The sequence below is a fragment of the Pseudomonas fildesensis genome (genome assembly GCF_001050345.1).
GTDB lineage: Bacteria > Pseudomonadota > Gammaproteobacteria > Pseudomonadales > Pseudomonadaceae > Aquipseudomonas > Aquipseudomonas fildesensis.
On sequence record NZ_LFMW01000001.1, the window covers coordinates 662,220 to 675,068 of the forward strand.

Annotated in this window: 12 protein-coding genes; 8 read left to right on the plus strand and 4 right to left on the minus strand. The window is 61.9% G+C overall.

The features are described 5' to 3' along the window. Positions 1-46: 46 nt before the first annotated feature. On the plus strand, positions 47-1,216 hold the full coding sequence (locus ACR52_RS03185) for an aspartate aminotransferase family protein (protein ID WP_048720398.1): 1,170 nt from the start codon (positions 47-49) through the stop codon (positions 1,214-1,216). 131 nt (positions 1,217-1,347) lie between these two features. On the opposite strand, the gene punR is transcribed toward ACR52_RS03185, so the two are convergent. Then, positions 1,348-2,262, minus strand: a complete 915-nt coding sequence (gene punR / locus ACR52_RS03190; RefSeq protein ID WP_048720399.1) for a DNA-binding transcriptional activator PunR — start codon at positions 2,260-2,262, stop codon at positions 1,348-1,350. Positions 2,263-2,384: 122 nt separating this feature from the next. Between punR and punC the strand changes: the two genes are divergently transcribed. Further along, positions 2,385-3,569 (plus strand): purine nucleoside transporter PunC, encoded by a 1,185-nt coding sequence (gene punC, locus ACR52_RS03195; protein WP_048720401.1) that lies wholly within the window; start codon positions 2,385-2,387, stop codon positions 3,567-3,569. 30 nt (positions 3,570-3,599) lie between these two features. Here punC and ACR52_RS03200 read toward each other — a convergent pair whose 3' ends face one another. Beyond that, on the minus strand, positions 3,600-4,433 hold the full coding sequence (locus ACR52_RS03200; protein ID WP_048720402.1) for a hypothetical protein: 834 nt from the start codon (positions 4,431-4,433) through the stop codon (positions 3,600-3,602). Between the two features lie 158 nt (positions 4,434-4,591). Here ACR52_RS03200 and ACR52_RS03205 point away from each other — a divergent pair, with 158 nt between their 5' ends. Then, a complete protein-coding gene (locus tag ACR52_RS03205) occupies positions 4,592-6,094 on the plus strand; it encodes a nucleobase:cation symporter-2 family protein (RefSeq protein ID WP_048720404.1) in 1,503 nt (500 codons plus the stop codon). Between the two features lie 121 nt (positions 6,095-6,215). On the opposite strand, the gene ACR52_RS03210 is transcribed toward ACR52_RS03205, so the two are convergent. Continuing rightward, positions 6,216-7,148, minus strand: a complete 933-nt coding sequence (locus ACR52_RS03210; RefSeq protein WP_048720406.1) for a proline iminopeptidase-family hydrolase — start codon at positions 7,146-7,148, stop codon at positions 6,216-6,218. A 94-nt stretch (positions 7,149-7,242) separates the two neighbouring features. After that, positions 7,243-8,007, minus strand: a complete 765-nt coding sequence (locus tag ACR52_RS03215; protein WP_048720408.1) for a LuxR family transcriptional regulator — start codon at positions 8,005-8,007, stop codon at positions 7,243-7,245. A 183-nt stretch (positions 8,008-8,190) separates the two neighbouring features. Between ACR52_RS03215 and ACR52_RS03220 the strand changes: the two genes are divergently transcribed. Genes ACR52_RS03220 through ACR52_RS03240 form a run of 5 tightly spaced genes read left to right on the plus strand, consistent with a single transcriptional unit; the run spans position 8,191 to position 12,849 of the window. Continuing rightward, on the plus strand, positions 8,191-9,078 hold the full coding sequence (locus ACR52_RS03220; protein WP_048720410.1) for a proline iminopeptidase-family hydrolase: 888 nt from the start codon (positions 8,191-8,193) through the stop codon (positions 9,076-9,078). Positions 9,079-9,081: 3 nt separating this feature from the next. After that, the gene (locus tag ACR52_RS03225; protein WP_048720412.1) at positions 9,082-10,029 is read left to right on the plus strand and encodes an ABC transporter permease; all 948 of its coding nucleotides are present in this window, start codon (positions 9,082-9,084) and stop codon (positions 10,027-10,029) included. Next, positions 10,026-10,883: an ABC transporter permease gene (locus ACR52_RS03230; protein ID WP_048720414.1), complete on the plus strand. Its 858-nt coding sequence runs from the start codon at positions 10,026-10,028 to the stop codon at positions 10,881-10,883. Before ACR52_RS03225 ends, ACR52_RS03230 begins: the two co-directional genes overlap by 4 nt. After that, positions 10,880-11,836, plus strand: coding sequence for an ABC transporter ATP-binding protein (locus ACR52_RS03235; RefSeq protein WP_048720417.1), 957 nt, complete (start codon positions 10,880-10,882; stop codon positions 11,834-11,836). The genes ACR52_RS03230 and ACR52_RS03235 overlap by 4 nt, the downstream gene beginning before the upstream one ends. Further along, a complete protein-coding gene (locus ACR52_RS03240) occupies positions 11,833-12,849 on the plus strand; it encodes an ABC transporter ATP-binding protein (protein ID WP_048720419.1) in 1,017 nt (338 codons plus the stop codon). Before ACR52_RS03235 ends, ACR52_RS03240 begins: the two co-directional genes overlap by 4 nt.

Consider the following 12,849-nt stretch of genomic DNA (forward strand, 5'->3'; position numbering starts at 1 on the left):
CTAACGATACTTCACTCATCCCCACGATGCACTGGAGCTTGCCACCATGACCGCCGCCTGCCTGATGACCACTTACCAACCCTTGGCCCTGAGCTTCACACGCGGCCTGGGCACGCGCCTGTGGGACCAACAGGGGCGCGAATACCTCGACGCGGTGGCGGGTGTGGCGGTGACCAATGTCGGGCATTCCCACCCGAAACTGGTGACGGCCATCAGTGAACAGGCCGGCTTGCTGTTGCACACCTCCAACCTCTACAGCATCGATTGGCAGCAACGCCTGGCCGGGCGCCTGACGCAGTTGTCAGGCCTGGACCGCGCTTTCTTCAACAACTCCGGCGCGGAGGCCAACGAAACAGCGTTGAAACTGGCCCGTCTGCATGGCTGGAAAAAGGGCATCGAAGAGCCGCTGGTGGTGGTGATGGAAAACGCCTTTCACGGCCGCACCCTCGGCACCATGGCCGCTAGCGATGGGCCGTCGGTGCGCCTGGGCTTCCAGCGCTTGCCGGGGGATTTTCTCAAGGTGGGTTTTGGTGATTTGGCAGCGCTGGAGGCGATGACTCAACAGTTCGGTGCTCGCATCGCTGCGGTTCTGCTGGAACCGATCCAGGGCGAAAGCGGTGTGCTGGTGGCGCCGCCCGGTTATCTCAAAGCCTTGCGTGATCATTGCACGCGCCATGGCTGGCTGATGATGCTCGACGAGATCCAGACCGGCATCGGCCGCACCGGCACCTGGTTTGCCTTCCAGCACGAAGGCATTGTGCCGGACGTGATGACCCTGGCCAAAGGCCTCGGCAATGGCGTGCCCATCGGTGCCTGCCTGGCCCGGGACAGCGTCGCCCAGTTGTTCACGCCGGGCAGTCACGGCAGCACGTTTGGCGGCAATCCGCTGGCCTGCCGGGTGGGGTGCACGGTGCTGGACATTATCGAGGAGCAAGGCCTGTTGCAGAATGCCGCGCAACAGGGTGAACACTTGCTGGCACGGCTGCGGGTGGAGTTGAGCGAGCATTCGCAGGTGCTCGCGATTCGTGGGCAGGGCTTGATGGTCGGGATCGAGTTGGCCCGGCCTTATCGCGACCTGGCCCAGCGCGCAGCCCAGGAGCACGGGCTGCTGATCAACGTGACGCGGGGCAAGATCATTCGACTGCTGCCGCCGTTGACGCTGGATGGCAAGGAGGTCGAGATGATCGTGCGGGCCATTATCCGGTTACTGGATTAACTCATACGCTCGTTCCCACGCTCTGCGTGGGAATGCATCCTGTGACGCTCTGCGTCACGCTTTTAAGAGCTGACGCAGAGCGTCCAGGGCGGCATTCCTTTGCTGCGCGTGGGAACGATCACGCGTCGTCTTCAGCGGTCTGGACCATTCAACCACTCCTGGTTCAGGGTCTCCTTATCCCCCAGGTATTCCAGCAACCACGCCATGGCCGGGGACAGTTTGTTCTGTGCCCAGGCCACGCACGACGGGCTGGCGGGGAAGGGCCGGGTCAGTTGCAGGGCTACCAGTTCGCCGCGTTCGATCCACGGCAACACCTGATGCGCTGGCGCCATGCCGACGCACAGGCCGTCGCGCAGGCAGTCAATCGCCGAGGCCCAGTTGGGCACCACCAGACGGCGCTGGTTATCCAGGGTCCAGGTGTCGCGCTTGGGCAGGTTGCGCGAGGTGTCGGTCATGCACAGCGAGGCGAAGGGGCGCAGTTGGTCGTCGCTGAGCAACCCTTCGACGGCCGCCAGCGGGTGCCTGGCGCTGACCACGCACAGCCAGTTCAACAGGCCCATGTCGCGAAAGGTGAAATGGCTGGCCACCGGCACCGCGCTGGTGGCGCCGATCACAATGTCGGTGCGCTCATCGGCCAGCGCATCCCACACGCCGTTGTACACCTCGTATTCCAGCAGCAACTCCACCTCGGGAAACCGGCGATAAAAATCCAGCACCAACTGCTGGCAGCGTTGAGGTTTGACGATGGAATCCACCGCAACCTTTAATTGGCCACTCCAGCCGTTGGCGACCTGCTGGCACAAACGCCGGGTGCCGAGCATTTTTTTCATCACGCCCCGGGCTTCGTCTATAAATAGACGGCCGGCGGGCGTCAGTTCCACATCACGATGGCGCCGCACAAACAGGGGTACCGCCAGCCATTCTTCAAGCTGACGTACCGTGTAGCTGATGGCCGACGGCACGCGGTGCAGTTCCTGGGCCGCTGCGCTGAAGCTGCCATGGCGCGCGACCGCATCCACGACATCCAGTGAGTATTCGGACCACATTGCCGTTGCCTTCAAAATTATTGATAGGTGTTTCCAATTATTATCGCTTCACAGGCGATTTGTCAGCTTCATAATGGGCGCCAGTCAGCAAATTGTTTGATGGCAGGACTTACAAGGCTTCAATGAAAAATTCTTTTGGTTTCACCTGGTATCTGGCGGGGCTGAGCATGCTCGGTTACCTCGCCATGGACATGTACTTGCCCGCGTTCGGCGCGATGGGCGAGCAGTTGCACATTGGTGCCGGCGCGGTTGGCGCGAGCTTGAGTATTTTCCTCGCAGGTTTTGCGGTGGGGCAGTTGTTGTGGGGGCCGTTGTCCGATCGCCTGGGGCGCAAGCCAATCCTGCTCGCGGGCTTGAGCCTGTTTGTACTGGGCTGCGTGGGCATGTTCTGGGTCGAGACTGCGCCGCAGTTACTGGCCTTGCGCTTTCTGCAGGCGATTGGCGTGTGTTCCGCCGCCGTGAGCTGGCAAGCGCTGGTGATCGACCGCTACCCGGCCGACAAGGCCCACCGTGTGTTCGCCAGCATCATGCCGCTGATGTCGCTATCACCCGCCCTGGCGCCGCTGTTGGGCGCCTTGGTATTGAATCACTTTGGCTGGCAGGCGATTTTCGGGGTGTTGCTGGGCGTGTCGCTGTTGTTGCTGCTGCCGACGTTATTCCTGCGCGCGGTGCCGAAGCGCCCTACGTCAGAAGGCGAACCGACGCGCCTCGGTTACGCACAGTTGCTCGGCTCCCGCGTGTTCACCGGCAATGTGATGATCTTCGCCGCATGCTCCGCCAGTTTCTTCGCGTGGTTGACCGCTTCGCCGTTCATTCTTGGCGACATGGGCTACAGCCCGAATGACATCGGCCTGAGTTACGTGCTGCCGACCCTGGCCTTCTTGGTTGGTGGCTACAGTTGCCGCAGCGCGTTGCAGCGCTTTCAGGGCAAAACGCTGCTGCCCTGGTTGCTGGTGGCTTATTGCATCAGCATGGTGGCGTTGTACCTGGTTGCCACCCTGACCGTGCCGACGCTGACCACCTTGCTGATTCCCTTCTGCCTGATGGCCTTGGTTAACGGCGCCAGCTACCCCATCGTAGTCGCGAATGCGCTGATGCCATTTGCGGAAAATTCCGGCAAGGCGGCTGCGCTGCAAAACACCCTGCAACTGGGCCTATGCTTTCTCAGCAGCCTGCTGGTGTCGTCGATGCTCGACCAACCGCTGCTGATCACCGTGATCGTGATGCTGGCGACTGCGCCCTTGGCGGTGTTGGGTTACTGGCTGGCGCGGCCAAAGGCAGACAGCTCAGAACTGGCGCGAACCTGAACTGTAGATGCCGGATTGGGGGCTCCAGTTCTAGAAGGTGATTTCCATGTTCACCGTCGGTGTCGACGTGCGGCTGCCTCGGCCGCCGTCTACACCGAACTTGTTATGCCAGTACTCGTAGCCGACGCCGAGATACAGGTTCGGTTTCACGCTTTTACCCGGTCGCACCGCCACCATCAGCGCGGTGCGCATCAGGGTTTCCGGCGCGGTGTCGCGGCCATGGAAATCCTCGCCCTTGTCGCCGACATGGTTGATAAACCCCTGAAACTTCGCCGCATGGTTACCGACCTCGAACGGGCGCATCCAGGCCAGGTTGAGCAGGTAGGTATCGTCGAACGTGTGGTGGGTCTCTTTCGCGCCGGGGATACCGGTGTGGTTCCTTTCCTTGTAGTACATCAGGCTCAGGTCCAGCACGCCGACGGTGTTGAACTTCAAGGTCGGGCCAATCACCAGGGCGCGCTTTTTGGCCGAGGCAACGTTGTTGTTGCGGTTGGCATCGAAGCCCAGGGTCAGCGCGTAATCCTTGACCAGCCCGGTGCCCAGCGGCGTGTCGAACACCCGTGACGCGTACAGTTGATGCCGGTACACGGCGTACACCTCACTGCCACCGTTATCGGTGCCTTTGCGCGGGTCGCGGCTGTCGGACAGGAACACATCCAGGTTCAGGAAGTTACTGCCGTACCGGTAGCCGCTGGCGTGGGTAAAGCTGTAGATGCGTTTGCTGAATTCGTCGGGGTTATTCGGATTGGTGAACTGCTGGCCGTAGCGAAATCCTACGCTGTTGTTCATCCATTCCACCGCCACAGCCTCCCCGCCGCCGAGAAGGGTCAGTGCAACGGTTGCGCCCTGTAATGCCTTTTTCATTGTTCTAGGTCCTTTGGCGTTCTGGCTCATGACGGCCGGATTATTTTTGTAACGCCGATGGAGGGTATCTTGTTCGATTGATTGTATACAACTCTATGGACATCCAGTCATAAGATTGCATACAGTGGCCGCACAACAAAAACAGAGAACCCCTCACCATGACTATCCCGAAGGCGTCACCGCAGCGGCCAGAAGATGAGAATCTCGGCGTCGCCGCCAACATGGCTTACGGCCTGCAGCATGTGCTCACCATGTACGGCGGCATTGTTGCCGTACCGCTGATCGTCGGTCAGGCGGCCGGGTTGTCGCCGGCGGATATCGGGCTCTTGATCGCCGCGTCACTGTTTGCCGGCGGCCTGGCCACCCTGTTGCAAACCCTTGGTCTGCCGTTCTTCGGCTGCCAGTTGCCGCTGGTACAGGGTGTGTCGTTTGCCGGTGTGGCAACCATGGTGGCGATTGTCGGCAGTGACGGCGCCGGCGGGGTGCCGGCGATTCTCGGGGCGGTAATGGCCGCGTCGTTTATCGGGCTATTGATCACGCCCATATTCTCGCGGATCACTAAGTTTTTCCCGCCACTGGTGACCGGTATCGTGATCACCACTATCGGCCTGACCCTGATGCCCGTCGCGGCGCGTTGGGCCATGGGTGGCAATAGCCGCGCGGCGGATTTCGGCAGCATGCCGAACATCGGCCTGGCGGCGCTGACCCTGATGCTGGTGTTGCTGCTGAGCAAAATCGGCAGTGCGACGATCTCGCGCTTGTCGATCCTGCTGGCGATGGTGATCGGCACCGTGATCGCGGTGTTCCTCGGCATGGCCGATTTTTCCAGCGTCACCCAAGGCCCGATGTTCGGTTTTCCCACGCCTTTCCATTTCGGCATGCCGACCTTCCACGTGGCCGCGATTATTTCCATGTGCATCGTGGTGATGGTGACCCTGGTGGAAACCTCGGCGGACATCCTCGCGGTGGGCGAGATCATCGACACCAAGGTCGACTCCAAACGTCTCGGTAACGGCTTGCGGGCCGACATGCTGTCGAGCATGTTTGCGCCGATCTTCGGTTCGTTCACCCAGAGTGCGTTCGCCCAGAACGTCGGCCTGGTCGCGGTGACGGGCGTGAAAAGTCGTTTTGTGGTGGCGACGGGCGGGTTATTCCTGGTGATTCTCGGGCTGTTGCCGTTCATGGGGCGGGTGATCGCGGCGGTGCCGACCTCGGTGCTGGGCGGCGCAGGCATCGTGCTGTTCGGTACGGTAGCGGCCAGTGGTATTCGCACGCTGTCCAAGGTGGATTACCGCAACAACATGAACTTGATCATCGTCGCCACGTCCATCGGCTTCGGCATGATCCCCATCGCCGCGCCGAGCTTCTACGATCATTTCCCCAGCTGGTTCGCGACCATATTCCACTCGGGCATCAGCTCGTCGGCGATCATGGCGATCCTGCTGAACCTGGCGTTCAACCATTTCACCGCCGGCAACTCGGACCAGCAGTCAGTGTTTGTGGCGGGGACTGAGCGCAGCTTGTGCTTCCACGATGTGGCGGTATTGCGTGAGGGTGATTACTTCCGCGGGGGCAAGCTGTTTGATGCCGAGGGCAAGGAGATTCCGTTGGTGGCGGAGGTGCCAAGGAAGAGCGCCAAGCCTGAAACCACCGCGGTCTAAGGATCGTTCCCACGCTCCGCGTGGGAATGCCGCCATGGACGCTCTGCGTCTGCTCCTAAGGTCGTGACGCGGAGCGTCACAGGATGCATTCCCACGCGGAGCGTGGGAACGATCATTGAATTCAGCCAGCCTTGAGGGCTTTGTGCGGTAGAGAGCACGCCTCATCCAGAAACTTCACCACCGTCCCCATGCACGCCTGGCGCTCTTCCACATGGGGCATGTGGCTGGAGTCTTCAAACAGCGCCCAGCGCACATCCGCGATCTCATCCAGGAACGGCTTGACCACCAGCGGCGTGGCCTCGTCATGCCGGCCGGATATCACCAGGGTCGGCACCTTGATCGCCGACAGGCGGCCGATCACGTTCCAGTCCTTCAAACTGCCAATGACATGAAACTCGGTCGGGCCGCTCATGGCGTGGTACACCGTCGGGTCTGCATCGACCTGGGCGAAAGTACGCGCCACCTCTTCCGGCCACGGATTGACCCGGCACACGTGCTGGTCATAGAAAATCCGTGAGGCGGCGAGGTATTCCGGGTCCTGGTAGGTGCCGGCGGCTTCATGCTTGAGCAGGGTTTCATGCACACCTTCGGGCAACAATTTGCGCAGGCGGTTGGCTTCGCTGACCCAGGTGCGCATGCATGTTGGCGAGTTGGCCGGGATAAACGCGCGCAGGCCCTCGGGTTGCAGGATCGCGTGTTCGCTGCCGAGCATGCCGCCCCAGGACTGCCCGAGAATCGCGTAGTTATCGGCGATCTGCAGGTGGTCCAGCAGGTTGTCCAGCTCTGCGAGGAACAGGCTGATGGTCCAGAAGGACGGGTCTTTATCGGGCAGGTGCGTGGAGCGGCCGTTGCCCAATTGATCGTAGTGGATCACGGCGTGACCGCTGGCGGCGACGTCCTTGAAGGCGTCGACATAGTCATGGGTGCAGCCGGGGCCGCCGTGGATGATGACCAATGGCGTGCGGCCGGTGGTCAGGTCGCCGGTAACGCGGTACCAGGTCTGGTAGGCGCCAAAGGCCGCATACCCTTCGCGGATTTTCTCGATGAATTCCATTTCGTACCCTGCTCTGAAAAAAAATGATCAGGGACACGATAATCGGCACGCAATGTTTAAGTAACTAGCAAAACAGCTAGGTTTTGCCCAAAGGTCAATCTTCGAGCAAGCGGTAATGGGTAGCGCGGACCACCGCTTGTACGCGGTTCTTGGCGCCGAGTTTATGCATCGCCGAGGCTAGGTGCAGGGTGACCACCGCCAGGGATCGGCTCAGTTGCGTGGCGATTTCGGCGGCGGTCAGGCCGTCGGCGGCCCATTTCAGGCACTCGCGCTCGCGTTTGGTCAGATGAATATGCGGGTAGGTGCGTAGCTCTTTGCTGAATAGCGGGTAGACCGCTTCCTGCAGGGCATGGGTAATCAGGCTGAAATCCGACAACGTCTGCTGCGCATCCCGCAGTACCGTGTGGGCTTTGCCGGTGCGCAGGCCGGTCAGCGAGGCAAAGCCGCCACGGGGCAGGTGGATCGGCACGCTGACGCCGCAGGTCAGTTGCCGTTCATGCAGGTAAGAGGACACGGGGGCGTGGCAAGGGTCGATGATCTGTTGCAGCGCCGTCTCGGCTTTGGCCTCATACGACCAGACAAATGGCGATACCGTGCTCAGCGCCAGATGCTGCACCGGGTCTATCTGGTAGAACCCTTCGCTGCACCACAGTGCGTGCCAGTCGGGCGGGGTGTTGCGCAGCTCCAGCACCGAGGGGGTGATAAGGGCGCCGTCGTGATCGATAGGCACCGGGGTGTAGTCGTACACCAACGCATCGAAGCCCAACTGCTGGGCGAGAATAAACGTATTGTCCATCTGCTCGTCCAGGCTCCTGCCCGGCATCAGACGGTTGTTGAAGGCAGTTAGCTTGGCCAGCATCCGTTCTGCTCCCGAATTCATTTGAATCTCGACATGCGGCAAGTAGAATGCCACGCCCCGGCGAAGGACTGCCAGGCCAAACCTATAAGAAATGCTAGGTTATGGACGCACGGCATCCTCGGTAGTGTTGGCCTGATAAACGGCCGCTACCTGCCAGGCCAAAACACGACAAGGAATGTAGGCATGTGGCGTGAAATTGCACCCGACCAGCAGTACACCGTGCAAGTCGACGGCCACAACCTCGTGGCCTACAGCTTTGGCGAAGGCGATGAGGTGCTGTTGTGCCTCAACGGCGGCCCGGGCCTGCCGTGTGACTACTTGCGCGACGTCCATGGCTGGCTCAAGGAGCACAATCTACGAGTGGTTGCATTCGACCAGCTTGGCACCGGCGCATCAGCCAGACCGACCGATGTTTCGTTGTGGGAAATCCGCCGTTATGTCGAAGAAGTCGAGACCGTACGCCAAACCTTGGGCCTGGGCCGTGTGCATTTGCTGGGGCATTCCTGGGGCGGCTGGCTGGGTATCGAATACGCCATTCATTACCCCGATGCGCTGAAAAGCCTGATCCTCGAAAACACCGTCGGCGACATTCCGCACCTGTCTCAAGAGCTGGGACGCCTGCGCGGCGCCCTCGGCAGCGAAACCGTGGCCATGATGCAGCGCCATGAAGCCATGGGCACCCTCGACCACCCGCAGTACCAGGCCGCAATCACCCTGCTCAATTACCGCCACGTGTGCCGCCTGGACGAATGGCCGGCGCCGGTCAAACGTTCCCTGGATGACTGGAACATGGGCCCCTACGAAACCATGCAGGGCCCCAACGAATTCCTCTACATCGGCAACCTCAAGGACTGGAATCGCCTGCCCGAGATGGCCGATTTCAAGATGCCGATCCTGATCACCACTGGCCAGCACGACGAACTCACCCCGGCCTGCGCCCTGCGTATGAAGCTGGCCGCCAGACACGCTGAATTGCACGTGTTCCCCAACAGCAGCCATATGCCATTTTATGAAGAGCCCCAAGCGTATTTCCCGGTGCTGCTGGACTTCCTCGCTCGCCATCGAGGCTGACGGATGAACCTGGCGCGCTACCGCTTTGTACTGTCCCGGCCGCTGCAATTGCTGCCGGTGCTGTTTGGCATCAGCCTGATCACCTTTGTGCTGGTGCGCTCGATTCCCGGCGACCCCGCGCGGGCGCTGCTGGGCTCGCGCAGTACGCCGGACGCCTTGCTGAAAATTCGCGCCCAGTTCGGCCTCGACCAGCCCTTGTGGCTGCAATACTTCTACTTCCTGAAAAACCTGCTCAAGGGCGACCTCGGCCAATCGCTGCTGTACAAGGTCGACGCCTTGAAGCTGATCGTGACCCGTATCGAACCGACCCTGGTGCTGGTGCTCGGCAGCGTGGTGCTGGCGCTGCTGATCGCGGTGCCGCTGGCGACGTTGGCGGCGCGCAATAAAGGCGGCTGGGTGGACAACCTGATCCGCGTGTTCACTACGGTCGGCCTGGGCATGCCGGCGTTCTGGCTGGGCTTGATGCTGATCCTGCTGCTCAGTGTGCAGTGGGGGTTGTTTCCGGTGTCGGGCTACGGCCGTACCTGGCTGGACAAGGCGCACCACATGGTCCTGCCGTGCCTGACCATCGCCCTGGCGCTGTCGGCGGTGCTGGTGCGCAACCTGCGGGCGAGCATGTTGATGGAGCTACAGGCGGACCATGTCACCGCTGCCCGCGCGCGCGGCTTGTCGGAAGCGGCGGTGTTTCGCCGGCATGTGTTGCCCAACTCGCTGGTGCCGGCGGTCAACCTGCTGGCGGTGAACATTGGCTGGCTGATCAGCGGCACAGTGGTGATCGAAAGCCTGTTCGCCATTCCCGGCATCGGCCAACTGCTGGTACGCGGCATCTTTACCCGCGACTACATGGTGGTGCAGGGCGTGGCGATGGTGCTGGCGTGCGCGACGGTAGTGGTCAACTTTGTGGCGGATGTGGCGACTGTCGCCCTCGACCCACGGGTGAAGATGCAATGAGCTGCCGCCCGTTGATTGCCCCATGGCGCTTGCGGCTGCGGTTTGGTTTTCGCAATGGCCGGCTGACCGCCGCGTGGGGGCTGGCGATTCTGCTGGTGTGGTTCGCCCTTGCGCTGTTTGCGCCGTGGGTCGCACCGTTTGACCCGATCGCGCAAAACACCGATATCAGTTTGCTGGGACCGAGCCTTGCCCATCCATTCGGCACGGATAACTACGGTCGCGACATCCTTTCCCGGGTGATCTGGGGAGCGCGTATCGACCTGCAACTGGCGATTGTCGGGGTGATCTTCCCGTTCATGATCGGCACCTTTGTCGGCGCGATTTCCGGGTATATCGGCGGGCGTTTCGACAGTTTCTGCATGCGCGTGATCGATGTGATCCTGGCGTTCCCGTTCCTGGTGTTGATGCTGGCGATCATGGCCATCCTCGGCCCAGGCTTGAAGAGTTTCTATATCGCCATGGCACTGGTGGGCTGGGTGTCGTATGCGCGGCTGATCCGCTCGCAGATCCTGGTGCTCAAGGAAAGCGAGTTTGCCCTGGCCGCCAAGAGCCTGGGCTTTGGGCATGGGCGCATTCTGTTCCGGCATTTGCTGCCCAATGCGATGTTTGGCTCGATCGTGTTTTCGATGTCTGACGCGGTGCTCGTGCTGCTCAACGGTGCGGCCGTGAGCTACCTGGGCCTGGGCGTGCAACCGCCGACCGCCGAGTGGGGCACCATGGTGGCCGAAGGGCAGGCCTTTATCACTACCGCGTGGTGGATCTGCACCTTTCCGGGCCTGGCCATCGTGACCTTGGCGATGGGCTTCAGCCTGCTGGCCGATGGCGTGGCGCAAGTGCTGGGGGATCGCTCATGAGCCTGTTGCAGGTGCAGGACCTCAGCGTGATCGCCAACAACGCCGGGCGTGATGTGACCCTGGTCGACCGCGTGTCCTTCGACTTGGCCGAAGGTGAAATCCTCGGTCTGGTCGGCGAAAGCGGCTCGGGCAAGACCATGGCCTGCCGCGGGCTGATGCGCCTGTTGCCGTCGCCCAACCTGCGGGTGCAGGGCGGTGCCGTGCGCTTGGCCGGTCGCGACCTGTTGTCATTGGATGACGCCGGCATGCGCGCGGTGCGTGGCGGGCAACTGGGCATGATTTTCCAGAACCCCAGCAGCCACCTCGACCCGTTGATGCGCATCGGCGAGCAGATCGCCGAGGGCATCCGCCTGCATCAAGGCGCGTCGAAAAAAGACGCACGCTGGCAAGCCATCGACGTGCTGCGCCAGGTGGGTATCCCTGATCCGCAGGCGCGGGTCGACAACTACCCCCACGAATTTTCCGGCGGCATGCGCCAGCGCGCGATGATCGCCGTGGCCCTCGGCTGCAACCCGAAAGTGTTGATCGCCGACGAGCCCACCACCGCCCTCGATGTGACCGTGCAGGCGCAAATCCTGCGGTTGCTGCTGGACCTGCGTGACCAGCGGGGCCTGTCGATCATCATGATCACCCACGACCTCGGCGTGGTCGCGCAGACCTGCGATTCGATTGCGGTGATGTACGCCGGGCGCCTGTGCGAGCACGGCAGCAAGTACGACTTGCTGGCTCACCCGCAGCATCCGTACACGGCTGGCCTGATTGATTGCCAGCCTGCCCACAGCAGCGGGCATGCCCTGCTGCGCACCATTCCCGGCCAGCCGCCGTTGCTGGATGCATTGCCCGCCGGTTGCCGCTTCAACCCGCGTTGCCCGCAGGTCGGCACGTTGTGCACCGAGTTGCTGCCGGAAGGCGCGCGGGTGGCGTGTCACTATCCTTTGGAGGCACGCCCATGAGCCTGTTGCAGATCAAGGACCTGGAGGTGCGCTTCGCCGCGTCCGGCAGTGGTTTTTTGGGCCTGAACAAGCAGTGGGTGAGAGCGGTGAACGGTGTTTCGCTGAACCTCGCAGCGGGCGAAACCCTGGGGTTGGTGGGCGAGTCCGGCAGCGGCAAAAGCACCCTGGGCCGGGCGATTCTGCACCTCAACCCCATCAGCGCCGGGCAGGTACTGTTCGACGGCATCGACATGGCCCACGGCAGCGCCATCGACATCGCACGCCTGCGCCACGAAACCGCGATGATTTTCCAGGACCCGTACGCTGCGCTGAACCCGCGCCACACCATCGGTGAAACCATCGCCGAAGTGCTGCGGGTGCAGCGTAAAGTCGCGCCGGACCAGATCCTCAGCCGCGTCAACGAACTGCTCGACCTGGTCGGCCTGCGCCCCGAGTTGGCCAGCCGCAAGCCCGGCTCCCTCAGCGGCGGCCAGTGTCAGCGTGTCGGCATCGCCCGCGCGCTGGCGGTGGAGCCGCGCTTGATCATCGCCGATGAATGCGTGGCGGCGCTGGATGTATCGATCCAGGGGCAGATCATCAACCTGTTGCTGGAGCTGCAGCAACGTATGAACCTGGCGATCCTGTTTATCGCCCATGACCTGGCCATCGTGCGGCGCCTGTGCGACCGCGTGGCGGTGATGTACCTGGGCAAGATCGTCGAGGAGGGGCCGGTGGAGGCGGTGTTTACCTCGCCGCGTCATCCGTATACGGCGGCGCTGATCGAGGCGATCCCCGAGATTGATCCGCATCGGCCGTTACCTGCGGAGCCTTTGCCCGGTGAGCCACCGAGCCCGCTGAATTTGCCCACAGGCTGTGCCTTCCACCCGCGTTGCCGGTATGCCCGGACGATGTGTTCCATGGTGTTGCCGCCTACCCATTTCCTGCACGAGCATCGATACAGTTGCGTGCTTGAAGAGCCTTTGACCCTTTCTGCCGTCTATAAACAACTGCCGTCCATAAACAAGGAGTTATGA